Source organism: Roseburia sp. OM04-10BH (genome assembly GCF_003462605.1).
Classification (GTDB): domain Bacteria; phylum Bacillota; class Clostridia; order Lachnospirales; family Lachnospiraceae; genus Roseburia_C; species Roseburia_C amylophila.
The window spans coordinates 19091-42475 of record NZ_QTZI01000018.1 but is presented as its reverse complement, the minus strand read 5'-3'; the positions used below and the strand labels follow the sequence as shown (position 1 = coordinate 42475).

The 23385-nt window shown below is 36.0% G+C and carries 28 protein-coding genes, 1 tRNA gene and 3 pseudogenes; 3 read left to right on the top strand and 29 right to left on the bottom strand.

What is annotated here, in order from left to right:
• The first annotated feature begins 36 nt into the window (after positions 1-36).
• Entirely contained in the window at positions 37-339 is a 303-nt protein-coding gene (locus DXB43_RS15835; RefSeq protein ID WP_442969680.1) for a penicillin-binding transpeptidase domain-containing protein, read from the top strand.
• Positions 336-392: pseudogene (locus DXB43_RS15950) on the top strand (hypothetical protein); the annotation flags it as partial. The gene DXB43_RS15835 and the pseudogene DXB43_RS15950, both read left to right, overlap by 4 nt.
• A 73-nt stretch (positions 393-465) precedes the next feature.
• Here DXB43_RS15950 and DXB43_RS14170 read toward each other — a convergent pair.
• The 28 genes and pseudogenes from DXB43_RS14170 to DXB43_RS14030 all read right to left on the bottom strand — a co-directional run bounded on the left by DXB43_RS14170 (position 466) and on the right by DXB43_RS14030 (position 21412).
• Positions 466-1341 (bottom strand): ABC transporter ATP-binding protein, encoded by an 876-nt coding sequence (locus DXB43_RS14170; RefSeq protein WP_015521697.1) that lies wholly within the window; start codon positions 1339-1341, stop codon positions 466-468.
• A 4-nt stretch (positions 1342-1345) separates the two neighbouring features.
• Positions 1346-2005: a hypothetical protein gene (locus DXB43_RS14165; RefSeq protein WP_015521696.1), complete on the bottom strand. Its 660-nt coding sequence runs from the start codon at positions 2003-2005 to the stop codon at positions 1346-1348.
• Positions 2006-3070, bottom strand: a complete 1065-nt coding sequence (locus DXB43_RS14160) for an ABC transporter permease (protein WP_022037030.1) — start codon at positions 3068-3070, stop codon at positions 2006-2008.
• An 83-nt stretch (positions 3071-3153) separates the two neighbouring features.
• The gene (locus tag DXB43_RS14155; RefSeq protein ID WP_243006688.1) at positions 3154-4173 is read right to left on the bottom strand and encodes a HAMP domain-containing sensor histidine kinase; all 1020 of its coding nucleotides are present in this window, start codon (positions 4171-4173) and stop codon (positions 3154-3156) included.
• Positions 4174-4322: 149 nt separating this feature from the next.
• Positions 4323-4997 carry a response regulator transcription factor gene (locus tag DXB43_RS14150; protein WP_117947870.1) on the bottom strand — a complete coding sequence of 225 codons (675 nt, stop codon included), beginning with the start codon at positions 4995-4997 and terminating at the stop codon, positions 4323-4325.
• Between the two features lie 176 nt (positions 4998-5173).
• Positions 5174-5281 (bottom strand): annotated as a pseudogene (locus tag DXB43_RS14145) (TnpV protein); the annotation flags it as partial.
• Between the two features lie 150 nt (positions 5282-5431).
• Complete coding sequence (locus DXB43_RS14140) at positions 5432-5968, bottom strand: GNAT family N-acetyltransferase (protein ID WP_117528505.1); 537 nt, start codon at positions 5966-5968, stop codon at positions 5432-5434.
• Entirely contained in the window at positions 5937-6473 is a 537-nt protein-coding gene (locus DXB43_RS14135; RefSeq protein ID WP_117528506.1) for a dihydrofolate reductase, read from the bottom strand. The genes DXB43_RS14140 and DXB43_RS14135 overlap by 32 nt, the downstream gene beginning before the upstream one ends.
• A 38-nt stretch (positions 6474-6511) precedes the next feature.
• Positions 6512-7042: a GNAT family N-acetyltransferase gene (locus DXB43_RS14130; RefSeq protein ID WP_117528507.1), complete on the bottom strand. Its 531-nt coding sequence runs from the start codon at positions 7040-7042 to the stop codon at positions 6512-6514.
• 30 nt (positions 7043-7072) lie between these two features.
• Positions 7073-7465: pseudogene (locus tag DXB43_RS14125) on the bottom strand (pyridoxamine 5'-phosphate oxidase family protein).
• A gap of 67 nt (positions 7466-7532) precedes the next feature.
• Positions 7533-8030, bottom strand: coding sequence for a preQ(1) synthase (gene queF / locus DXB43_RS14120; protein ID WP_055214233.1), 498 nt, complete (start codon positions 8028-8030; stop codon positions 7533-7535).
• Between the two features lie 14 nt (positions 8031-8044).
• On the bottom strand, positions 8045-8725 hold the full coding sequence (gene queC / locus DXB43_RS14115) for a 7-cyano-7-deazaguanine synthase QueC (RefSeq protein ID WP_117528508.1): 681 nt from the start codon (positions 8723-8725) through the stop codon (positions 8045-8047).
• Entirely contained in the window at positions 8688-9311 is a 624-nt protein-coding gene (folE, locus tag DXB43_RS14110; RefSeq protein WP_117836027.1) for a GTP cyclohydrolase I, read from the bottom strand. The genes queC and folE overlap by 38 nt, the downstream gene beginning before the upstream one ends.
• A gap of 1 nt (position 9312) precedes the next feature.
• Complete coding sequence (gene queE / locus DXB43_RS14105) at positions 9313-9981, bottom strand: putative 7-carboxy-7-deazaguanine synthase QueE (RefSeq protein ID WP_117836026.1); 669 nt, start codon at positions 9979-9981, stop codon at positions 9313-9315.
• Between the two features lie 35 nt (positions 9982-10016).
• Positions 10017-10436, bottom strand: a complete 420-nt coding sequence (gene queD, locus DXB43_RS14100) for a 6-carboxytetrahydropterin synthase QueD (RefSeq protein WP_117529282.1) — start codon at positions 10434-10436, stop codon at positions 10017-10019.
• A 282-nt stretch (positions 10437-10718) separates the two neighbouring features.
• The gene (locus DXB43_RS14095) at positions 10719-11123 is read right to left on the bottom strand and encodes a hypothetical protein (RefSeq protein WP_005334861.1); all 405 of its coding nucleotides are present in this window, start codon (positions 11121-11123) and stop codon (positions 10719-10721) included.
• 7 nt (positions 11124-11130) lie between these two features.
• Positions 11131-11427 (bottom strand): hypothetical protein, encoded by a 297-nt coding sequence (locus tag DXB43_RS14090; protein ID WP_005334864.1) that lies wholly within the window; start codon positions 11425-11427, stop codon positions 11131-11133.
• Positions 11428-11436: 9 nt separating this feature from the next.
• On the bottom strand, positions 11437-12435 hold the full coding sequence (locus DXB43_RS14085; RefSeq protein ID WP_117947869.1) for a DUF6017 domain-containing protein: 999 nt from the start codon (positions 12433-12435) through the stop codon (positions 11437-11439).
• Positions 12436-12513: 78 nt separating this feature from the next.
• A complete protein-coding gene (locus DXB43_RS14080) occupies positions 12514-13416 on the bottom strand; it encodes a ParB/RepB/Spo0J family partition protein (protein ID WP_005334867.1) in 903 nt (300 codons plus the stop codon).
• Positions 13406-14191, bottom strand: coding sequence for a ParA family protein (locus DXB43_RS14075; RefSeq protein ID WP_005334870.1), 786 nt, complete (start codon positions 14189-14191; stop codon positions 13406-13408). Before DXB43_RS14075 ends, DXB43_RS14080 begins: the two co-directional genes overlap by 11 nt.
• Before the next feature lie 14 nt (positions 14192-14205).
• Entirely contained in the window at positions 14206-15171 is a 966-nt protein-coding gene (locus DXB43_RS14070) for a ParB/RepB/Spo0J family partition protein (RefSeq protein WP_005334872.1), read from the bottom strand.
• 326 nt (positions 15172-15497) lie between these two features.
• A tRNA-Arg gene (locus DXB43_RS14060) sits at positions 15498-15571 on the bottom strand.
• Between the two features lie 497 nt (positions 15572-16068).
• Positions 16069-16941, bottom strand: coding sequence for a DUF3881 family protein (locus DXB43_RS14055; protein ID WP_022242309.1), 873 nt, complete (start codon positions 16939-16941; stop codon positions 16069-16071).
• 114 nt (positions 16942-17055) lie between these two features.
• The gene (locus DXB43_RS14050) at positions 17056-17556 is read right to left on the bottom strand and encodes a DUF4446 family protein (RefSeq protein ID WP_117699147.1); all 501 of its coding nucleotides are present in this window, start codon (positions 17554-17556) and stop codon (positions 17056-17058) included.
• A 39-nt stretch (positions 17557-17595) separates the two neighbouring features.
• Positions 17596-18483 carry a ParB/RepB/Spo0J family partition protein gene (locus tag DXB43_RS14045; protein WP_117947868.1) on the bottom strand — a complete coding sequence of 296 codons (888 nt, stop codon included), beginning with the start codon at positions 18481-18483 and terminating at the stop codon, positions 17596-17598.
• The gene (locus tag DXB43_RS14040) at positions 18484-19251 is read right to left on the bottom strand and encodes a ParA family protein (RefSeq protein ID WP_117842299.1); all 768 of its coding nucleotides are present in this window, start codon (positions 19249-19251) and stop codon (positions 18484-18486) included.
• Positions 19252-19743: 492 nt separating this feature from the next.
• A complete protein-coding gene (locus DXB43_RS14035; RefSeq protein ID WP_117842298.1) occupies positions 19744-20397 on the bottom strand; it encodes a response regulator in 654 nt (217 codons plus the stop codon).
• Entirely contained in the window at positions 20390-21412 is a 1023-nt protein-coding gene (locus DXB43_RS14030; RefSeq protein WP_117947867.1) for a sensor histidine kinase, read from the bottom strand. Before DXB43_RS14030 ends, DXB43_RS14035 begins: the two co-directional genes overlap by 8 nt.
• Before the next feature lie 152 nt (positions 21413-21564).
• On the opposite strand from DXB43_RS14030, the gene DXB43_RS14025 reads away from it, so the two are divergent.
• A complete protein-coding gene (locus DXB43_RS14025) occupies positions 21565-22509 on the top strand; it encodes an alpha/beta fold hydrolase (protein ID WP_117947866.1) in 945 nt (314 codons plus the stop codon).
• Between the two features lie 150 nt (positions 22510-22659).
• Here DXB43_RS14025 and rsmG read toward each other — a convergent pair whose 3' ends face one another.
• Positions 22660-23382, bottom strand: coding sequence for a 16S rRNA (guanine(527)-N(7))-methyltransferase RsmG (gene rsmG / locus DXB43_RS14020; RefSeq protein ID WP_117947865.1), 723 nt, complete (start codon positions 23380-23382; stop codon positions 22660-22662).
• Positions 23383-23385 lie beyond the last annotated feature (3 nt).

Below are 23385 nucleotides of genomic sequence, written 5' to 3'. Positions count from 1 at the left end.
AGATTACTTTTTTCATAATACATGCCTCCTTAACTTATATTTTTTAACTCTATAAACTGGTATTTTGAATCAATCGACAAGCAGCTCGGATCTTCCACTATAAATTCATACCTTCAGCAAATAGGATATGGCAATAAAAATATATCCGGAGATTTCTCTTCCTACTGGATGCAGTCATCCTTAAAGATTTCACCAGTAGAACAAGTTGAACTTTTGAAAAATTTATATCGAAACAACTTCAACTTTACTCCTGCTAATATTCATGCCGTCAAAAATTCCATCCATCTTACCGCCTCTGAAAATGGAGAATTTATGGAAAAACCGGAACCGGACGAGTGAACGGGCAGGATATAAATGGCTGGTTTATAGGTTTTATAGAAAGCCAAAATAATACATACTTTTTCTCCACAAATATTCAAAGCGAACAACGTGCAACTGGTAGTAAAGCATCAGATGGTGCTTTATCTACTCGTATTGATTCGTCACATAAATATAAGCATCTTCCAACGTTGCAGGAATTGACATACACTCCAATTCTGGCTGTATTTCAGAAATCACTCTTAACTGCAATCCCCCCTCAACATACTGTTTAGATGTAATACGATACTTCTGTTCCACTTCTCTTGCTTTTCTCTCATCAGGTACTTTGCAAATCCAGATTTTCCCCTGTGCTTCTTCTGTCAAATTCTTCATAGAACCCGCATACAGAAATCGACCTTTATGCATAATTGCAAGCTGATTGCAGGTGGCAGCTAAGTCTTCTACCACATGAGTTGAAAACAAAACCGTTCTGTTTTCAGAAAAATCTACTAACAAATTGCGGATGCGAATACGTTCCTCCGGATCTAAACCGGTAGTTGGCTCATCCACAATTAAAAATTCCGGTTCATTTAAAAGCGCCTGCACCAATCCTACCCGTCGCTTCATACCGCCTGATAACTGCTTCATTTTCTTCTTACGATGTTCTATAAGACTGGTCTTTTTCAAATAATAATCTATCCGCTTTCTACATTCTGCTTTCGGAACACCTGCCAGATCTCCCATATACTCCAAACACTCCTGAACCGTCAAATTAGGATACAGTTCAATTTCCTGTGGTAAATACCCTATCTTTCTTTGGATTTTTTCATAGTTTCCTTCGCTATACAAAATTCCGTCTAATGTAACCATTCCGTTTGTAGGTTTAAGCACAGTGGTCAAAACTCTCATCAAAGTTGTCTTTCCCGCTCCATTTTCTCCCAATAGTCCAAATATCCCATTTGGTATATCTAAATCTGCATGGTCGATTGCTGTGACACTATTCTTAAATCTTACCGTTAAATCCTCAATATGAATACTCATAAATTTACCCTCTCTTTCTTACGATCTTCGGCAATGCCAGTAACAAAATCAGTCCGATACAAATACACAAGCCTTTCCCATACAGCCATGTAATATCGGCAGTATTTTCTATATCTCTAAAAGAATAAGAAAACAGATTCCATGCTCCAAAAAGTTTATCTCCACCTGTGGAATTTGTTGCTACCCATATCAAAAGACTGCTTCCAATTCCCATCCACATATTGCGAAAAAGCATAGACAATGTATTAGCCAATATTCCCCAAAAGAAAATAGTTACTACAATCGCCCCAAAACAGGTAATAAACTGAAGTATTTCACTTTCTGTTACTGGATGTGTAATTGGTTTCTGAAACGCAAAAAACAATCCATATCCAAGAACAGCGAGCAGCAGCAAAAAAGTTCCCTGTATCATCAGTCTCTGTATAATAGAATAGATTCTCTTTTTTATCTGATACAGTCTCTGAACTTCGGAACGGTTGCTTGTAATTTCCTGCACATAAGTATCTGCACAAAAAACAGCAGTCAATATCGCAAAAGGCGGCTCTATGGATAGTCCTATTTCATACGTGAAAACAACTGCACGAATCACACTTAAAATTACAACAAAGGATACTGCATAAGCAATTTTATAAAATGGCAGAACAATCTTCATTTCCTTCTTCATTTATATTCGCCTCCGCTTCCAAATCTGTATCGAAATCAGTATAATTACTACCGATACAATAATAAGAAAACTTTGATTTAAGAGCGCCATCGGGGGCGGTGTCGTATCAAAAAGCTGCCCCGGAAATCGTACCATGATTGCCAAAGGTTTGCCCCAATATCCGTAAACTCCCTCTGCATTAGTTCCGCCCAAATTGGAATACACCATATAAAGAATCAAAAGTGGTACACCCGGAAGTGGATTTTTAAATATGAGTGAAATCAATGTATATATACTCACAATCATCAGCATATTAGGCAATATATAAAGTACCGTAGAAGCCACAAAATCCCATAGTCGCACTTCAAATCCACTATCCTTTGTATAGATGCGGCACAATACCCAAAACAGTATATTCAAAATAGTTAGCACAAGCAAACAAATTGTAAATCCTGCACTCACTTTTCCCATTACATACTTCCCGGCAGTCACAGGCTTTGTATGCAACAATTCATAAGTATGCTTTTTTGTATCTTGTAAAAATAAAACCGCCAACATAATAATTGCAAAAAACACCATATACAGACCCGCAAAATCAGCAAATTTTCTTGCGTAATAAAAAGAAAATGTCTTATCTTCCAATTTTTTATCTAGATATGCGTTGATTTCTTCTGCCGTTCCCTTATAATACGTACTGTCCTCGTATAAATACCTTGCCCCGTACCAGTCATATTCCTGCTCCAAATACGCATAGGCCTCTTTTAAATTCATGCTTTCCAGCTTTTCAATGACATTCTGTGCTTCTGAATCCGTCAATCCAAACACATCCGTTAATTTTATTTTTACCTTTTCATGCCATACCTCTCTGTGCTTTTCAGGCGTGGCTGGAATATAGCCCTCATACACTTCTCCTTCAACCGAAGTGTTGGACTGATCATTGATGATTTCCTCCCCCGTTGTAAGATAATGTGTGGTTAAATATGGACTTGTCGCATTAAACACACCATAAATCACAAGCAGAACACCTACCCAAAATAACGGTCGCTTTAGATAATTCCTAATCTCTCTTTTAAAAATAGCAATCATACGTATTCCTCCTTTCCTTCGTTATAGACATCATAAAATATAAATCACAACAAAAAGACAACAGCATAAAAAAATCGGACCGCTCATGCAATCCGATGAAATACTGCTGTTATTACAGCTCCACTCTGTTTTTCATTTTCTATCAGTAACTGACCACCATGCTTTTCACAATACAATCTGCTGATATACATGCCCATTCCTGAATGTTTCAAACTGTCTTTCACATTTTGCTGATAAAAAAGCTCTGTTGCCTTTTGCTTATCTATTGTAAATCCCACTCCATCATCCTTTATTCTGATCTGTAATTCAGAACAGGTAAGAAACACTTCCATTTCCACTTTTGTCTTGGCGTAACGAAAGGCATTTGACAAAAGGTTTTCTATAACCTCTAAAATCACTTCCTTATCTCCTGAAAATTTTTCTTCTGTTTCCGAACATTCTAATTCATATAGCTTTCCAAATTTTTTCCTAAACACGTTCATCTCTGCCCGTACGTCTATTTCTACCTGTTTACTGGTAATTTCTTCTGCTACTAACTCCCTTCTATCTAAACTGCTCATCTTTCGCATAGTTTCCACAAAGATATCCATACGTTCAATCTGTTTTTTGCTTTCATTTACCATTTCTAAGGCTTGCTCCATATTTATCTCTTTCTTCGGAAGATATTCTGAAAGCATTTCCTGATACCCCTCCAGCACAGAGAGCGGAGAACGTATATCATGTGCAATGGCAGCCCGCAAAGCCTTTTCTTCCTCAAGCATTTTCCATAACTGTTGATTATTCTCTGCCAGCTGTCCTCTCATTCGTTCAAACTCTTTGCACAATCCGCCCATCTCATCTTCATTTTCATAAGTGATATGGAAATCTAAATTATTTCGACCAACTTGTCGGGAAGCCAGTTCTAATTCTTCGATAGGGCATTTCAGTTTATGCTTATAAAAAAGAAATACCGCTATAATACTCCCTGCAACAGATACGATAAGCACTGTAAATGTCTGAAGAAAATCACATATTTCCGATACATGATAATCAAATTCTTTCATTTCATAAGAATGTGGTCTCGGAACATCTGGCAAATACCTTCTACCATCCCCTTCAGCCATTTCAAAATATTCTTCTTGGTCTACATAATTCCACCAAATGTTGTTTTGTACTGTGCTTGCTATTCGCATAATTAGTGCTGAAAGATAAAAACTAATTATTAAACTAATTATCATATACAAAACAATGGTTTTCCTTAACGAAAGATTTTTTATTTTGCCCATTTATATCCCCTCCCCCATACCGTTGCAATATATTCGTGTTCCGAATACATTTTCATTTTCTTGCGGATTCTGCGAATCAACTCCGTAACCACCCGGCTGTCCCCTTCTGCATCATATCCGCCAATCTTCTCATAGATTCGTTCTTTATCAAATACCATTTCAGGGTTCATAGACAAAAATTCTATGATCTCATACTCTAATTTCGTAAGCTCTAAAGCATTCCCTTTAATATGTACACATTTACTGGCATAGTCAATCACTAATTCTCCATAAAACCTTTGTTCTTTTTTCCTATGTAAACGTTCTTCACGTTTCAAATGGGCAATAATTCTAGCATCTAATTCTTTCAAACTGAATGGTTTTAAAACATAATCATCACCACCAGACAACAATCCCATTACTCGATCCTGTTCTTCTACTTTTGCAGTCAAAAAAATAATCGGACAGGAAACCATATCTCTGATTCTTCTGCACACTTCAATTCCGTCCATTCCCGGCATATTTACGTCCAATAAAATAATATCGGGATTTGCACTTATCTTTTCCATTGCTTCTATGCCATTTTCTGCAATAATCACTGTATAATTCTTCAATGTAAAGTATTGATTCAACATTTTTAGCAATTCTCTATCATCATCAACCATTAAAATTTTATAGTTCATAAATTCCACCTCTGGCTATAATGCTATCTTTTCTTTATAGTATATCTTATAAAAAACAACAAATAAACAACAATTCCTAAAAGGCAACAGCCTTTCTAAACTGCCGCCTTTTCTCCTTCATTTTATTTCCATTATTGATAAACCATCTCTGTATCCACAATCTCCCTTGCACACGATTACATATTGTTCATTCTCGCTACCCATTCCATCTGATTTTCTGCCTTTAACTGTTCCGTGATCCCCTGTGCCTGTTTCATCTGCTCTACAATTCTTTCAAACCTTAAATACTTATAGTCGTCTGTATCCAAACAAACAAGCCGAAGTCGCACAACAACTTGAAAATCTTATCAACGGAACAACAGTCCCAGATACTATTATAAAAAAGGAAAAAGAGCTCCTTCGAGCTCTTTTGATTCAGTTCTGTAAACTTGAATTTACCGAATGACCTTTTCAAACTGGAATATTCCGTCCGGGAACTGCTCGTCCAGTTCTTCGGAGCACATTTCCGGATCATTCGGATCTTGGTGATATTTATTAAAAAACTCTACAATGTGGAAGCCGCAGCGATTGACATAAAAATGAATGTTGCGCTGCTCAAAATACGGAGTGACCGTTTCCCACACCTTCACTTCCGGGTACAGTTTTTCAACAGCACACCAAGCAGCATATCCGATACCTTTGCTATGGACAGCCGGAGAAACAAAAAGAAGATCAAGGTCACCTTTTTCGCCGTCAACTTTGATCACTATGCCGCCGACTTTTTGACCGTCCAGTACGATACGGTAGGCTTCTCCGCCGTCAATGGACTGCTCAATCGTATCCCGTGATATGATTTGATCCTCTTCCTCAAAGTGGTCATCTCTAAGTCCAAATTCTTCCATCGCACCATAATTAAAGGCTTCCTGATTATCCAAAATAAACTGTTCTCTATCGCTACATTCAAGAGGAAACAGCTGTACAATAGTATTCATATCTTTGCTCCTTAAAATTACGATTTTTTACTGCTACTTTTCGTCTATAAATCTTTCTTGTAAACTGTTCATTGTCCTCAGACATTTCTTCAATTGTTATATCAAAATCATTCTCATCAAATTCTGGGAAAAAAACATCCCCTTGCTCTATATTTATATTAATTTCAGTAATGTACATTACATCCACTAATGGTATAGCTTCTTTATATACTCCATAACCACCGGCTATATATACATCCTTTCCTTTCGCTAACTCGATAGCCTCTTTTACACTAGATGCTGTATGAATATTTCTTCCAACATATTTTTTACTTTTTGAAATAACTATAGTTTCTCTATTTGGGAGTGGATGACCGATTTCATCATATGAATTCCGTCCCATTACCACAACATTTCCTGTTGTAAGTTCCTTGAACTGTTTTTGCTCGCCCTTAATTTTCCATGGGATTTTTCCATTTTTCCCAATACAATTATTTTTTGAACGAGCTACTATTAAACCTATCATATGATACTCCCTCCTACAGATTCCATTCTCTTTGTCAATCATTCTACACTTCGAACCTTATCCAAATCAATCCAGTATCTTTGTTCCACAACACCATCAACCACGACTTCGTTTTCTAGTATTCCTCCATTGTTTTCAATGCTTTTAGCCGAACCAATATTTCCTTTATCACAAACCATCAGAACTTTATTTATTCCTAGCTTTCTACATTCTTTCAAAGCCAACGATATCATTTTTGTTGCAATCCCTTTTCTTCTCTCTGATGGGCGAACACCATCTCCTATGTGTCCACCATTTAATAACAATGCTTCGTTTAAATAATGTCTAATGTTTACAGCACCTACAACAATGTTTCGTTCTTCATCTAAGCAAAAAAATGTAGAATCAGGAACTAATCCCTCACTTGTGTCTCTTACTTCCAGATTGTTACAATAGTAATCAAAATCACTGTAATCTAAACGACCAATTACATATGGAATAATTTCTTCACCAGAATTATTCCACTCATCTAACATATCTACAATTTGATTACGATATTTATTTGTTGCTTTTACTAACTTAAGTTTCACAATAATACCTCCAGCACTAATCCTTTGTTATTAGAATTTAACTTCCTGTGGTTCATGTGTAAATGAACTAAATGTAGCTGTGGCATTTTTGAAATAGAATACTTCTGTATTACCATCATCTGCTGAGTACATATTCTGTAAAGATGGGTATGCATCAAGCATAGACTGTCTTGCTTCTCTTCTGTCATCTTCTACAAGTTCTCCAGCCACACGGAGCCACTCTCCATCCTTAAATGCACAGATTTCTACCTTTGGGTTTGCGTGAATCTGCTTTGAAACATCCTTGGTTTTACCTGTCTGAATATACAATTTACCTTCAAAAATATGGGCTGTTCCAAAAGGTCTAACTCTTGGCTGATCTCCTTCTACTGTTGCCAAATAATATGTTTCTGCTTCCTTTTAAAATTTTACTACCTGTTCCATTATGTAATCCTCCTATCTCAATTTTTATTTTGATAGGTTCATTATATCACTATTTTCCCTATTATTCTTATCTATTATCAACCTTTTCCGGATACATATCATGATTTGCCATTCTATTAAATGCGATTTCTTCCCATTTTGTTCCAGGCTTTCCATAATTACAGTAAGGGTCTATTGATATTCCACCTCTCGGAGTAAATTTTCCCCATACCTCAATGTATTTTGGATCCATAAGTTTTATCAAATCTTTCATAATTATGTTCATACAATCTTCATGAAAATCACCGTGATTTCTGAAACTAAATAAGTATAGTTTTAATGATTTACTTTCCACCATTTTAATGTTGGGTACATATGATATTGTAACAGTGGCAAAATCCGGTTGACCTGTTATGGGACACAAACTTGTAAATTCAGGGCAATTAAATTTTACAAAATAATCATTTCCCTGATGTTTATTCTCAAAAGTCTCTAACATCTCCGGTGCATAATCGCATGGATACTGTGTTTTCTGATTACCTAATAATGTTATGTCTGCTGTCTCTTCTTTGCTTCTTCCTGTCATAATTCTTCTCCTTTTTATTCCATTGCCGGATCTTTAATTCCGTTTAACTCAAACGCTTTAGCTCTGTCTATACATGTTCCACATTTGCCACAAGGTTTTTCTCCACCTTCATAACAACTCCATGTGTATTTATATGGCACATTTATCTCAAGTCCCTTTTTAACAACCTGATCTTTAGTTGCATTGATAAATGGTGCTACAACCTTAATCTGTTTTCCACTTCCAAGATATATCGCTTCATTTATTGCATTATTAAAATCGCTGCTACAATCAGGATATGCACTTCCAGCTGCATCATCTGCATGTGCTCCATAATATATCTCACTGCAGCCTTTTGAAAGTGCTATACTGGCAGCACTTGATAAGAATAATCCATTTCTAAATGGAACATATGTTGAAACAGGTGAACCATTTGTACTCTTAATCTGGTCATTATATGATTCTTTAGGTATTTCCTTATCAGAATGTGATAATAGGGAACAATCGCTATATTGAAAAATTTTTGCAAGGTCAAGATAAATATGTTCTACATTATAGTATTTTACAATTTTATCTGATGCTTCTATCTCTTTTGTATGTTTCTGACCATATGCTATTGATAATGCAATAACATTTTCTGGACCATATTTTTCTACTGCCATACCAAGGCATGTTGTACTATCTATTCCACCACTGAACAAAACCATTGCTTTCATTGTTAAATCTCCCTCTTAATGTTTGTGTATATGTTTTTGTGTTAGTTTTTTTAATTCCTCTTGCAGTCATGCAGCTGTGACATCCTTCAATAAGTACTGCTATATCTTCTGCTCCTGTAACCATCTGCATAATATCTGCAATATCACTTCCTATTCTTTCCTGAAGTTGTAATCTTTTCGATACCATATCTGCTATTCTTGCTATCTTACTAAGACCTATCACTCTTCCCTTTGGAATATAGGCAACCGTTACCTTCATATCATACATAAGTGCAAGATGATGCTCACAATAACTGAAAATATCTATGTCTTTTACCACTACCATATCAGAATTTCCATTTTGACTTTTACATTCCACGTTTTCGAACTCTTCTTCCAGTCTATCAAGTGCAAATGTTTTGTTAAACATATCTGCAATTTCTTCATTTGTATAATTCATTCCCTCAAAAACTTCTTCGTACATTTTTGCAACTCTTTTAGGTGTGTCTATTAATCCCTCTCGTTCAGGGTTATCACCCAGAGCTTTAAGAATACCAGCTATATGATATTCGATTGCTTTAGTATCTATTTTCTTATGCTTTTCCATGTTAGACTCCTTTTTTATCTGGTGACCATATTATTTTATGTAACTGAATCTGCATATTAACATCATTCATTACATTCTCTTTCATAAAATCAACTATTTCCTCTGGTTCTATCATTCCAAATACCGGACTTATATAAAGATTACATTTTCCATACAGATTATATTTTTCCATAATCTGCTTTGTCTTTATAAGATCCTCTCGGCTTCCTACTACAAATTTGACAGTATCATTGCTATTTAAAATATCAAAATTTCCTAGATTCATGGACTGTTCCATTCCACTACAGGAAAGCTTATAATCCATTGTAAAAGTTACATTTTCTTTATGAAGCTTACGGATTTTGTCAAGAAAAATGCTACCGTTAGTCTCTATTTCTACATTCAGATTGTTTTCTGCAAGAGCTGTTATAACTTTTTCAATATCGTCTCTTAATAATGGTTCACCACCGGTAAGAGTGACATTTTTCACTCCCGTTGATAAAACATAATCAAGTATTTCTTCTTCCGTCATGGGTTGATAAAGTGTATCTTGCTCATTGGCCCATTTGGTATCGCAATATTTACACTTAAGATTACAGCCTTTAAAACGTATAAAAACCGCAAGTTGTCCGGCTTTAGTTCCTTCACCATTGATACTTACAAATTTTTCAACCACTTCATATTTACTCATATACAACTCCTTTCAGATTAGAAAATTATTTATAATTATTCCATATAAGTTGCACTATTGACAGGAGTTTCATATACCGTTACAGCTTTCATGTTATATCCAAGTTTTTTTATTTTTTCATAAAAATACTTTGCCATATTCTCCGCTGTTGGACGAAAATCAAGTTCAATAATTCTGAAATTCTCGCTTTTTAAAGCTTCAAGTGTAGTTTCCTTCAATGAATTCTTTTCTATAATTAATGCGTGATCCATTGAGTCTGCAAGGTCTCTTAAATCTTTTTTCAATTCTCCAAAATCCACGTACATCCCCTTATGCTGAATGTCGTCCTTTAGTTCCTCAGCTTGAACTTCAAGAATAATCTTCCATCTATGTCCATGAAGATTGCTGCATTTTCCATCGTATCCTGCAAGAAAATGTGCTGAGTCAAAACTTGCCTCCGTTTTTAAAATATACATAAACCTTTTCTCCATTTGCTAATATTGCATAAAAAAACACGGATCCATCTGTACCCGTGCCTTAATAGATTATTTTTCTAAAAAATTCCAATTATAAATTATAAAAATAATAGCCCTGGTTTTATTTAGAGACAGGATGGTACAAACGAACTGTCTTATTAATATACCGTTCAATGATAGCAAATGATTCATAGCTTGTCAATTAAATACTCTTGGTTATCTTGCATCTACAAATTCCGATTTGCACTTCAAATCGTTTTCTTTATTCTATCATAGCATCCATTATTCCGCCATCAGTCTTTCGAACCAGGTATCCATGACAATGATAAACTGGCCTGCTCCTGGCAATTCTTGTAGCATTTCGTCAAGAGTTTTCTGTTTCACATATTTCTGCACATACACCCAACAGGCAATGCTACTGGCTTCTGATACAATGTCAGCTATGGTTTTGCGCATAAGCTCTTCAAATTCAGTAATTTCTTCTTTTGGGACAACATCATACAGTGTTGGTGCCTGATGACTTAATTTTACGCCATTTTCATTTGCATCTTTAAGCAGATTCTTAACTTTTTCTCTTGAATCCTCCGGTACTTTTATGTACTCCCACATAAATGCTACCACATCGGACGGTGTGTCTTTTTTAAGTGGTGGTAACTGAATATAATCATTGTTTTCGCTCATTTTCATATCCTCCTCACGATATAATAAAATCAATAATGCGTTCTCTTGTCATGTCCAGTACAGTATCTACGAACACTCCTGCAAAAAGGATCAGATACAGAATTACACTCAGCGAAAACAGAAATGCAACCTGTACCCAGTCATGGTAACAGTATGCAGTCGCTATAATCAACAAAGTGAATATAAACCCAAGGATCCCTCTGACAACCGCATAAGTCTGTACTGTCATCTTTACTGCCAGTCCGATCACAAAAAGGATCAGCCATACCGGCAGTAATAATATTTTCCCAGCAAGTTTTAAAATAAACATGTGCACCTCCTATCTTACCAGTCCTGGCATATCATGGTTCACCTCTGCCTGATAATACCCGTTCATCGTAGACGGTGCATTAAACAGGGATGCTAATAAATATTTCTTGATGTTCTTCACTTTGGTGGTGTTACCACGCATACAGTGTAAGACATACTCGATATGTGAATAGGTCAGCATCAGAAATTTTTTCTTCACCAGTGATGCCGGATACCAGTTGCTGGCAATCAATATCTTGTCATTTTTACACATCACAGTTTCTACGATCAGGTTCACGATTTCATCTACCTGTCGCATATCGTCATGATGGGTTACTTCCAGTGATTCATAATCAATGGTCTCTTTGACAAGGTTTTCATAAGCCTGATAATCCTCAGAGCGGTTATCGCTATCAAATCTTTTCTCATCCACAGATATGATAGGATTAGATTTATTATCATTCATTTCAGTATCACTAAGATTAGTATTATTAGGGTTTGAAATGTAAACTTCTTGAAGTTTGTTTTCGGGACTTCTAGAAGTTTGATTTTGGGACTTCATGAAGTTTAAATTGTAAACTTCTGCAGGCTCTTCATTTTCCACAGAAGTTTGTTTTTTAAACTTCTCTAATTCCTCTCCAAATTTTTTCTCATCTGTTTTCTCAGGCATAAAGGTTTTTACGTAGATAACATTCACCTTTCCAAATCCCTGCCTGCGTTTCTCAATCAGACCAATTCCTGTTTCGTCATCCAGCTCTCTCATGGATTTGATGGCTTTATTTCTGCCACAGTTCAGTAATTCCATGATATCTTCGATGGAAAAGTAGATATATGCTCTGTTTTTGTCGTCAAACCACTGATTTTTGATGGAAAGAGACATTCGATCCAACATCAGTCCATATAAAATTTTAGCATCGCTTGATAAATCTTTAAAATAGCTGTCTGTAAATAATGCTTTTGGTATGCGGTAGAAGCTGAACTGATCAGCTTCGGTACCGTAAAAATAATTAAATGTCATTTTTTTCTCCATAATTTCCTCCTTTCGTTTTCTGCTAAGAAGTCCTCTTTTTAAACTTCTTTGACTTTGTTTTCTTAGCTTTTTCTATCCTTAACAGGACTGTTCCTGCATCCATTTTTCTAATAATGATTCAATTACCTGTTCCATATCTTTGGCTGTATAATCATCCGGAAAATACTTTGTCAGTTTCTTTTCTGAGAAAGTAAGAGACCGGGATACTTTCTTTGCCATCACACAGTTATTGAAAATCGATAACATCTGAATCTGATTGATTGGTCCATCATTCAGCTGATTTCTGAGTGCTGCAATCTGTTTTGGTTTGATGAATCCGGTGTCGCTGATATATTCGTAGATCCATCCCTGTACTTCCTTATCGATGTAGGAGATATTGACAGCAACCGTAAACTGAAGCTTCTTGTTATCTACCAGATCAAGAAGTTCCGGAATAAGTTCTGTTAATCGTACAAATCTTTGAACCTGAGCTCTACTTTCCCCAACTTGCTTGCTCAAGACTTCATCAGATCTCAACTTCGTCTCATTTTGAGACAAAGTTAAATCTGTTCTAACTCCCTGTCTTTTCATTGCCTCTAGTTTCATCTTATAAGCAAATGCTTTCTCACTCGGCAACAATTCCTCTCGCTGAATGTTAGCATCCACCATAGCCACAATGGCATCATCATCCGATAATTCTCTTACGATTGCCGGAATAGTTGTAAGTCCTGCAAGCTGTGCTGCATGCATTCTTCTGTGACCGGATACCATTTCATATTCTTCATTATCATCCATTCGAAGCAGTACCGGTGTCAGTACTCCATTGATCCTTACACTTTCAACCAGATCCTGCATCTTTTCATCATCCAGCACCTTGAACGGATGATTTTTAAACGGATGGATCTTACTAATCTCTATCTCCATTGCAGATTCTTCATTTACCACACCAAGCAGTTCATCAATGCTTGCCAGTTTAATCTTTTCGCCACTTCTATTTTTCATTTTTCAAAACCTCCTGTGTTAAGTTCTTATATGCTTCGGCAACTTTTCCTTTCGGGCAGTGCATGTAGATGCTTTTTCCCTCTGCACTGGTCTCAGCTGCTTTTACAGACATCGGAATCACATTTTCAAATACTTCTATCTGGCTTCCGTATGTTGTATGTACTCTCGATGCAATGTCCCTTGCGTAATTGGTTCTGAAATCAACCATAGTCAACAGAATGCCCTCAATCGCCAGTTTCCGGTTCAGCCTTTTCTTTACTGTAAGAATGGTCTTGATCAGCTGCTGAAGTCCTTTCACCGGCAGATATGCGGCCTGTACAGGTATCAGCACGGAATCGGAAGAGACCAGTGCATTGATTGTCATCATACCAAGACTTGGCATACAGTCGATCAGGATATAATCGTATCGGCCTCTTATCGCATCGATATATTCCTTCATGATCATTTCTCTGCTCATAACATTTCCCATCGTTACTTCCAGGGCAGAAAGCTCAATATTTGCCGGAAGTAGATCTACATTTTCCTGGTGATGTAAGATACCATCTTCCAGAGAGATTTCTTCTTCGTTAATGACATCCATCATAATCGTTGCCAGTGTGATGCGAAGATCATCCGGTTCCTCATATCCAAGACTTGCGGTTAAACTTCCCTGTGGATCCGCGTCGATCAGCAACACTTTCTTACCTTCTCTTGCCAGTCCAATGCCTACATTTACGGTTGTGGTGGTCTTTCCGACGCCACCTTTCTGGTTTACTACGGATATAACTTTACACATGATTTCTTCCTCCTTTAACTATCCCATGATTCTTTTTTCCATAATTTCAACAGTGCCAGTATTTCCCGTTTCATCATTGCCGGTGTATAAGAATTTGGAAAATACTTGTGCAACTGCTCGTTTGTGAATGCCACTCTTGTGATCTCACCCTTTTTCACTTCACACATGATCTCTTCCATCTTTTCCAGTGACAACTGTTTTTCTTTACTCAGTTGCCGGATCCTCTGGGCCTGTGAGAGTGATGGGATTGCCTGTGCATACTCCATTGCTACAAGCAGTTCTCTTTGTTCTTTTTCACTTAATGCAGCTATCTCTACAGCCGGACAAAAAGAAATGATCTCATCATCCAGTTTCTGCAACATTTCCGGTATCAGTTTTGTCAGTGAGATATAACGCTGCACTTGTTTTGGGCTATCACCACAATCTTCACTGATGATTTCTATTGCCCGCTTTCTTGGTGTTTTGTGGTCAACTTGGCTCTTTTTTCGACCACTTTTTCTTTTTAATACGTCATTCTTCAGTTTGTAAGCAAAAGCTTTTTCACTGTAGCTGATCCGTTCTCTGTGAAGATTGGAATCTACCATGCTCAAGATGGAATCATCTTCACTTAATACCCGGATGATTACCGGTACTTTACGGTATCCCAGTTTCTCCGCAGCATGTTTTCTTCTGTGGCCGGATATGATCTCATAGTATCCATCCGGTACCGGTCTGACGATCAGCGGATTTAATATTCCATACTTTTCAATGCTTTCCTGCAGAAGAAACATTTCCTTATCATCCTTCACCTGAAACGGATGCTCTTTGAACGGTCGAAGACGCTCAATCTCAATTTCTATGATTCTTTCTTCGTTTTCTTCTGATTGTCTGTTTGGTTCAGTCATCTTGACTCCTTTCCTCCAGGATTCAGGAAATAAAAAATGCCTGCCTGGAACTTTTATAGATAGTAAAGTTCCAAACAGACATTGCTGTTTGACCATTAGCTGTAGCTAATAGAATTGAATACTGTTTCAGCTAATTCATGTTTGCAGGTTTGGGAGAGATTGTTTCTTTTCCCGCCTTTTCTCTGATTTACATCCCCGAATAAGGGGTGACAACAGAGCGGAACCCAAATGTTAGCTGAACTTCCTAAAACCCATGTTTGCAAACCGGTAATTTTGATTAGCTGTCAGCTAACAAAAATCAGATTGCGTTAGCTGGAAATTGATCATTTTGAATGGAAAATCATGTCACGAACGTGATTAGAAAATAACAAAAGCGTTCGTTGTCAGCTAATCCAGCTAACATTTTCGAACGCTTTGAAGCCCGTCGCCAAGAGGATTTGAACCTCCGACCCCTCGCTTAGGAGGCGAGTGCTCTATCCAGCTGAGCTATGACGACACATGCCACAAACCCTTGATTTTACTGGGTTTCTAGGATTTTTCCCTTCGGCCATATATAAGATTATCAACTCTTTTTCGAGTTGTCAATCTACAGATTTTTTTGATTTGGTAACATTAGAACGTTCCCCAATTTGGGGAATGCTTTGTTGTCACCATTAGCATTTTTCAGAATAGATTCGAACTGAAAGTTGTTTTTCATTTTTTCCCTTTGGGGAATGCCTCGGCTTTCTCTTAGGAGGACCCCGTTATATCCATTTAACTAAGGAGACAAATGCCGTATTTTCGGGCTTCTCAGCTCTTTTGGCTCCGGCTGCCATATCTATGAATTCAATCACTCTTGTGATGAATTTCCATTGTATCTTATTTTGACATTCAGGTCAATCCCTGTTGAAATCGAACTCTGACTTATCACTTTCCAACTTCCATAAGTCTCAACCATGATTGAACCTTAGGAGGCACTTGTTATATCCATTTAACTATGAGAACTAATATTACCTAATAATTTACTTTTCCCTGCATCCAGATGACTCCCTTAAATCTTCTGCCAATTGCAGGTTCCCCCAGAAGGTCTTTTTCATTGATGCAGACATCATATATCAAATCGTTACAGTCCAGTGTAAGCAAACAGATTTTATCACCTGTCATCTTATTATTCTCCATCCTGTAATCTACAATTTCACCTAAAATGGAATACTGGTCACTTTCGATTCCGTATGGCATAAAATAAGAATCTACAATACTTAAGATATCCTCGTTAGCTATCCGTCTTGACAACATGGAATAAGTATCAATATCTTCCAGTGTAAGATTTTCAATGGCATCCTCGTCTCCCTCTCTTGCAGCTGCAATGAGGTAATTACGGTCCTGACTGTTTTTCTTTGTATTCTGGATCTGCTTTTCATTTTTGCTGATTGGCATAATGATTTTTCCATTTAATGACAATGCACTTAATGTAGCGGACATTGGACGCATCTTCGGATTTCTGTGATGCTCGGATAAATATTCTGCAACATTCTGTAAATAGAAAATCAATGTAACGCCCAGCTTCATTTCGTCACAGACACCGGCATAAGATTCTTTTTCGGAATGCTTCTCTATCTCTATCTGCTCCTGGGTCGTGATTCCGTCACCCTCTACATACGGGTAATAGTATTCAGTATGAAAGGTTCCATCTTCTGCATATTCTCCGCAAACACGGATTCCAGCTCCCGGTGCAATCTCTTTCGTCATTTCTACAAATTCATTTCCCATGGAATCTTCTGAGACTTCAATTCTATCCGGGGATGAAACGATTTTATCCGTGAGTTTCTCTATATCAGATTTTTTCATATTGTTCTGAAATCCAATTGCTCTTAAATAGCTATGCACGAATCTGTTCTTCCTTCCTTGAAATACCATCTGAAAACCTAAAACAGGCATACCCTATTATATAGTATGCCTGTCATTTTTACAATCTGCTTTCTGCAAATTTATTCATTAAATTTATTCATCTTTTGATTTCATTGCCATTTCTAAAGCTTCTTTTTCTTCTTCGGAAAGTGCAATAATAGAATTTCCATCAATAATTTCCTTAATATACGTATAGCAGCCTTCTCTGCTATGCATTGCATTGATGATATATCCGTCATTGCGCTCATTCAACATTGCAAGGGAAAAGCTCAGCTTTCCACCCATCTCATTAAAGGCATCATATTTTACAAGCCCAAGCTTCTGGAATGTAAAACGTAAAGTAGCAAATATATCTTCGATATTTTTCTTATTTGCCTTGTTAGATGCAACCAGATCATCTATTTCATCTAAACGCTCTTTCAATACATCTTCCAGCGTCCTGGCATCTTTTCCGGACATGAACTTTTTATATTTCTTTTTTAACTTACTCATCTGGACGATATTTACAATGGTAACTATGAAAAGTATCAATACCAGTGCTGCCAGTCCTACTATTACATAATCGGAATCAATTCCTAAATATTCTGAAAAAATCATGTTGTTATCCTCTTCTCTTAATTACAAACAAATGTTCTATTTTCTAATACTTTCGATTAATTCATATATTCTTGTTAATTCATCCGGGGAATAATATTCGATTTCAATTTTTCCCTTCATAGAATCCTTCTGATTAATGATAACCTTTGTTCCAAGTATTGTTTTCATTTTTTCTTCTGCTTCCTGGTAAACAGCATCCAGTTTTTTCTTTTCCGGATTCACCTCTTTTGCAGGTGCATTCTTCTGTTTCTGCATTTTCTTTACCAGTTTTTCAGTATCTCTTACACTGATTTTCTCATCGAAGATTTTCTGTGCAAGTGTATACTGTTTTTCTTCATCAGTGATTCCAAGTAAAGCTCTCGCATGCCCGGTAGAGATCATATCGTCAATTACCATTTGCTGTACTTTATCACAAAGTTTTAAAAGCCGCATGGAATTAGTAACTGCAGTTCTGCTCTTTGATACTCTCTCCGCAACTTCATCCTGTTTCAGATTGAATTCATTTAAAAGGCGTTTATATGCAATTGCCTCTTCAATTGGATTTAAGTTTTCCCGCTGGATATTCTCAATCAGGGAAATCTCTACGATTTCCTGTTCAGTTAAATCTTTGATGATTACAGGAACTTTCTTTAATCCTGCCATCTTTGCTGCTCTCCATCTTCGCTCACCGGCAATGATTTCGTAATAGTCTTTCCGGTCTACTACCAGAAGCGGCTGCAAGACACCAAACTGTTTGATAGACTCTGATAATTCTAATAATGCATCTTCATCAAAATTCTTTCTCGGCTGTTCTTTATTTGGTTCTACTTTATTGATATTTACCATGACTTCATTTTTTGCATCTGTCTTCTCATTGGATGTTCCAACTTTATCTGCAATCAATGAATCCAAACCTTTTCCCAATCCACCTTTTCTTGTTGCCATTTAGATATCCTCCCTGTCAATTACTTCTTTTGCAAGAAGTCTGTAGCTTTCTGCTCCCGCTGACTTGCTGTCGTATAGATTAATTGGAAGACCGTGACTTGGTGCTTCTGCTAATCTTACATTTCTTGGAATGATTGTTTTATAAATTGTTGTATGTAAATTATTTTTTACATTATCTACTACTTCATTAGAAAGATTTGTCCTGGAATCATACATAGTAAATACAACTCCTTCCATCTTCAAATCTGGATTCAGTCTTTCCTGTACCAGGTCAATGGTATGAATCAACTGGCTGATTCCTTCCAATGCATAATACTCACACTGAATTGGAACCAATACGGTATCTGCTGTTGTCATAGCATTTACTGTCAGCATATTCAAAGATGGCGGACAATCAATAATAATAAAATCATAATCGTCCCGGATATAATCTACTGCATTTTTTAAAATATACTCTTTATCATTGATTCCCAAAAGTTCAATCTCTGCTCCGGACAAGTTTACATTAGATGGAATCAAAGTCAGATTTTCAATTTCTGTTTTATGAATACTTTCACGAATTGTACATTCATCCAGCATTAATTCGTAAACAGTATTTTCTAAATCATCTTTATCAACTCCCAATCCACTGGTAGTATTTCCCTGCGGATCCAAATCTATTGCCAATATTTTTTTTCCGGCTTCTGCCAGACATGATGACAAATTAATAGACGTTGTGGTTTTACCAACTCCGCCTTTCTGATTTGCTATTGCTATTATTCTTCCCATATTATTTTCCTTTCTGTCTCTTTCATCATTGAAACATAAATTTCAGTTTTCTATTATTTTATCTGTACCGAACTTGTTTTATTATAACACTATAACACTTTCATTTCCAGTAAATCCACGTAGAAATGAAAGTAATTTTTTCTATTATTTTCTCTGTTTTTACTTTTGTTTTTTACATAAATTTGAACAAAGAATGTACCTTGGCACATTCTCGTGCCTGCGTTGGTCGCTTGCAATATCTGCCTTATACACCGCAGTATTCATTCTCGCAGAGAGTTTTTTTGCTTTATAGGAAAGCAATTTTCTGTAAAGCAAAAAAATGTTTCACGTGAAACATGAAACATTTTCTTTCATAATATAGTAGACTAATTTTTTTATTCATACTAAATATTGTATCTATTTTATGTTTCACGGACGTTCTTTTACTAATGTTTCACGTGAAACATTTTATCAAAATACCTCTATTATGTTGTATATCAATTACTATTTATTCTAACTTATCTTATTTCGAATAGCGAATACTGCAGCCTGTGTTCTATCTTCCACATCTATTTTTCTAAATATATGGGAAATATGATTTTTTACTGTTCGTTCACTGATTGTCAACTCATCAGATATTTTCTTATTGCTACATCCTTCTGAAATCAATCGAAGTACATCTAGTTCTCTCTTAGTCAGACATTCTATTTTTTCTTTATCTAAAGCATAATCTTCCATACTTTCATTTAGTGCAGGAAGAAGACTTGGCTGAATATAAGTATTTCCAGAAATAACCACATCAATTGCTTCTTTTAATTCATCATAACTGGAATCCTTTAATAAATATCCATCAATGCCGATATCAACAGCTTTCAATAAATATTCGACTTCATTATGTACTGTTAATATCAATACCTTTACTGGAATTTTATTCTGTTTTATATATTCTAATACTTCAATGCCATTTTTCTTAGGCATATTTATATCTAATAAAAGTATATCTGGATGAATCTTCTTATTTAATAAATTCAGACATTCTTCACCATCATTTGCCTCTGCAATTACTTTCATCGTACCATCCAGTTCCAGTAATTGTTTCAAGCCTTCCCGAATCATCATATGATCATCTGCTATGATTATTTCTATTTTATCTTTCACTTTACTCATTTTCTTCCTCCTCAACAAAGTTTGGTACACGAATACTTATTGTAGTACCCTTTCCTTCTTCACTTTTTATCTGAATCTCACCTGATAAAAGATGAACTCTTTCTTTCATAATAGATAAACCAAAACCGGAATTTTTTGTTTTTGCAACTTTCTTTTTTGTATTAAATCCAATACCATCATCTTCAATTACAAGTGAAATATCATTTTCAGTATATTCTAATACAACACATATTTCTTTTGCATCAGCGTATTTCAATGCATTCGTGCATGCCTCCTGCATAATTCTTAATAAAGACAATGCAACAACAGGTTTCACGTGAAACGGTTTTCCTATTATAATATATTCTATCTTCCGGTTCCACTCCTGCTCAATTTTTGCAATAGCATGTTTCAGTGTTACATCTATTCCTATATCATCTACTGACATTGGTCTGAGGTTATATATCATTTTCCTTGTATTGCTTATCACATTGCGAATATTATCAAGTACATTTGATAATTCCATTTTACAACGCTGCGAATCCATATCCATTACACGCATAGAAAGTTCTATCTTATGAAGCATACTGGTAAGATCTTGTACTGTAGAATCATGTAAATCTCTTGCAATGCGCTGTCGCTCCATTTCCTGTGCTTCTAATAACTGAATCTTATATTCTGCATTATCTTCTTCCTGATATTGCTGGGCAATTGTCTCCTTTTCCCTCTCACATTGAATAATAGATTGACACTCTTCCAAACGACGTTGTACATCATATAACTTGTTCTGTAATTCAGACTTTTCTCTAATAATATTTTTCTGCTGTACTTTTAGCTCATTAATTTTTTCCTTATTACGGGCATTCACTGTTCTTGGAGTAAACGCTTCATAATTTGGATCATTTATTTCATCCAGAAGTTCAATAAATTTTATATTTTCTTTTTCTGTATTTTCTAAAGAAATAATTTTCTTTTCTGTCTCTCTCTTTTGATCTATCAGTTCCTTCTGAATTTTCTCCAGATATTCTCTAATCATAGCCCCTCCTAGAACATATGTTCTTATGTGGTATACATAATAATTGTAAACTATTTTTTTCTATCTGAAAAGTCTTATTCTATGATTTTAATTGTAAAGCAGCATATTTTTGTTTATAATAAAAGTATCATAAACTTTAGGGAGGAATTACGATGAACAGGAATCTGAAAAAAGTAATCGGCATCACTACTACTGCTGTTGCCGGCATGTATATTATAAATAGAATTGTAGATTATACTGCAGGACAAAAAAATCTTTTAACTACCGAAGAAGGAAATATATATCACTGGAAAAATGGTGACGTCTTCTATACTGTTTCCGGTAAAGGAACTCCGGTTGTTCTGATTCATGAACTGAATCCTGCTTCTTCCGCCAAAGAATGGAGTAAGATTGTACACCGCCTGGAAAAGAAACATACCGTCTACACTATCGACCTGCTTGGCTGCGGCCGTTCTGAGAAACCAGGTATTACCTATACCAACTTCCTATACGTACAGTTAATTAATAATTTTATCCACGACATTGTAAAAGAAGCGGCAAATATAGTCGTAACTGGTATTTCTTCTTCTTTTGTCATTATGGCACAGACAATGGAGCCGGATAACTTTAAAAAAATTATTCTGGTTAATCCATCTGACATCAATATCATCAAGGAAATGCCTACGAAAGAGACAAAGGCTGCCAAAACTATTTTAGAGATTCCGATTCTTGGTACCTTTATCTATAACCTGATTATGCATCACAAAAGAATCCGCAATTACATTGAAAGTAAATATTTCTTCAAGAAAACATTCCTTTCATCCAAATTAGAAGATACTTACTTTGAATCTGCACACAAAGGAAACAGTGCCGGAAAATATCTGCTTGCCAGCACCAAAGGAAATTATGTCAATATTGATATCACCAATGCTGTGAAAAAAGCAGACAATCTCTACATCATTTCCAGTAGAGAAAGAAATAATGCCGTAGCTATTACAGAAAAATATCTTCACTTAAATAAGAATATTGAAGCAACCTACATTTCCAATTCCAGATATCTTCCCCAGCTTGAAACGCCAGATAAATTTAAAGATATTGTTTTAATGTTCTTACAATAATAAAACCAGTCATTGAAAACAACGTATAAATCTTTAAAGGATAACAAACGAAAATTTGTTATCCTTTTTATTTACTCAACTATCGAGAAAAATTATAATAGAAAAGAAGGAACCAAACATGTTTCCCGTAGTTTAATCTAATTTTAATTTTTACTTTAAAGGGCTTTTTGATGGAGTTCCAGCCTTACGTGGATATGCTTTTGGTGTCGCATGAACCTTATGAATTACCACAAAAGAACGTTTAATGTCACTATCCGGCAGTGTAAAGTGAATTACATCCTCTATCTCGCCGCCCAGCACGAAAACTGCCTTCTTTGCATCCTTCAGCTCATCTTCCACCTCTCCAGACTTATAAGAGATAAATTTGCCGCTTATGTGGATAAATGGTAGGCAATATTCACTTAATGTGGATAAATTAGCAACTGCTCTGGAAACACATAAATCAAAGGATTCCCGATAATCTTTTCTTTTAGAAAGCTCCTCTGCTCTTCCATGAACCGTTTCAATATCCTTCAGATTAAGTGCTTCCATAACTTCATTTAAGAATAATAACCTTTTATTCAAGGAATCCGCCAGAGTAATCTTAAGCTCCGGAAACATAATCTTAAGTGGGATTCCAGGAAAACCGGCTCCGGTTCCCAAATCCAATAAAGTAAGCGGCTTCTTTAAGTCCATCACCTGGCAAAGAGAAATACTGTCTAAAAAATGTTTCTCCACAACATCCTCAAATTCTGTGATTGCAGTAAGATTCATTACTTTATTCTTTTCTACCAGCATTTCATAAAAAGTCAGGAACTGCTGCTCTTTCTCTGCAGTAAGTTCTAAATTCCACTCCGATAGAATATTTCTCATTTTTGTAAAATCATATGCCATAAA

What these genes read in the sequence shown, in the direction of transcription:
- DXB43_RS14170 (WP_015521697.1), bottom strand. Translation starts at nt 1,341, where the DNA reads ATGAGTATTCATATTGAGGATTTAACGGTAAGATTTAAGAATAGTGTC.
- DXB43_RS14165 (WP_015521696.1), bottom strand. Translation starts at nt 2,005, where the DNA reads ATGAAGAAGGAAATGAAGATTGTTCTGCCATTTTATAAAATTGCTTAT.
- DXB43_RS14160 (WP_022037030.1), bottom strand. Translation starts at nt 3,070, where the DNA reads ATGATTGCTATTTTTAAAAGAGAGATTAGGAATTATCTAAAGCGACCG.
- DXB43_RS14155 (WP_243006688.1), bottom strand. Translation starts at nt 4,173, where the DNA reads ATGGCTGAAGGGGATGGTAGAAGGTATTTGCCAGATGTTCCGAGACCA.
- DXB43_RS14150 (WP_117947870.1), bottom strand. Translation starts at nt 4,997, where the DNA reads ATGAACTATAAAATTTTAATGGTTGATGATGATAGAGAATTGCTAAAA.
- DXB43_RS14140 (WP_117528505.1), bottom strand. Translation starts at nt 5,968, where the DNA reads ATGAATACTATTGTACAGCTGTTTCCTCTTGAATGTAGCGATAGAGAA.
- DXB43_RS14135 (WP_117528506.1), bottom strand. Translation starts at nt 6,473, where the DNA reads ATGATAGGTTTAATAGTAGCTCGTTCAAAAAATAATTGTATTGGGAAA.
- queF (WP_055214233.1), bottom strand. Translation starts at nt 8,030, where the DNA reads ATGACAGGAAGAAGCAAAGAAGAGACAGCAGACATAACATTATTAGGT.
- queC (WP_117528508.1), bottom strand. Translation starts at nt 8,725, where the DNA reads ATGAAAGCAATGGTTTTGTTCAGTGGTGGAATAGATAGTACAACATGC.
- folE (WP_117836027.1), bottom strand. Translation starts at nt 9,311, where the DNA reads ATGGAAAAGCATAAGAAAATAGATACTAAAGCAATCGAATATCATATA.
- queE (WP_117836026.1), bottom strand. Translation starts at nt 9,981, where the DNA reads ATGAGTAAATATGAAGTGGTTGAAAAATTTGTAAGTATCAATGGTGAA.
- queD (WP_117529282.1), bottom strand. Translation starts at nt 10,436, where the DNA reads ATGTATATTTTAAAAACGGAGGCAAGTTTTGACTCAGCACATTTTCTT.
- DXB43_RS14095 (WP_005334861.1), bottom strand. Translation starts at nt 11,123, where the DNA reads ATGAAAATGAGCGAAAACAATGATTATATTCAGTTACCACCACTTAAA.
- DXB43_RS14090 (WP_005334864.1), bottom strand. Translation starts at nt 11,427, where the DNA reads ATGTTTATTTTAAAACTTGCTGGGAAAATATTATTACTGCCGGTATGG.
- DXB43_RS14085 (WP_117947869.1), bottom strand. Translation starts at nt 12,435, where the DNA reads ATGGAGAAAAAAATGACATTTAATTATTTTTACGGTACCGAAGCTGAT.
- DXB43_RS14080 (WP_005334867.1), bottom strand. Translation starts at nt 13,416, where the DNA reads ATGAAAAATAGAAGTGGCGAAAAGATTAAACTGGCAAGCATTGATGAA.
- DXB43_RS14075 (WP_005334870.1), bottom strand. Translation starts at nt 14,191, where the DNA reads ATGTGTAAAGTTATATCCGTAGTAAACCAGAAAGGTGGCGTCGGAAAG.
- DXB43_RS14070 (WP_005334872.1), bottom strand. Translation starts at nt 15,171, where the DNA reads ATGGTCAAACAGCAATGTCTGTTTGGAACTTTACTATCTATAAAAGTT.
- DXB43_RS14045 (WP_117947868.1), bottom strand. Translation starts at nt 18,483, where the DNA reads ATGGCAACAAGAAAAGGTGGATTGGGAAAAGGTTTGGATTCATTGATT.
- DXB43_RS14040 (WP_117842299.1), bottom strand. Translation starts at nt 19,251, where the DNA reads ATGGGAAGAATAATAGCAATAGCAAATCAGAAAGGCGGAGTTGGTAAA.
- DXB43_RS14035 (WP_117842298.1), bottom strand. Translation starts at nt 20,397, where the DNA reads ATGAGTAAAGTGAAAGATAAAATAGAAATAATCATAGCAGATGATCAT.
- DXB43_RS14030 (WP_117947867.1), bottom strand. Translation starts at nt 21,412, where the DNA reads ATGATTAGAGAATATCTGGAGAAAATTCAGAAGGAACTGATAGATCAA.
- DXB43_RS14025 (WP_117947866.1), top strand. Translation starts at nt 21,565, where the DNA reads ATGAACAGGAATCTGAAAAAAGTAATCGGCATCACTACTACTGCTGTT.
- rsmG (WP_117947865.1), bottom strand. Translation starts at nt 23,382, where the DNA reads ATGGCATATGATTTTACAAAAATGAGAAATATTCTATCGGAGTGGAAT.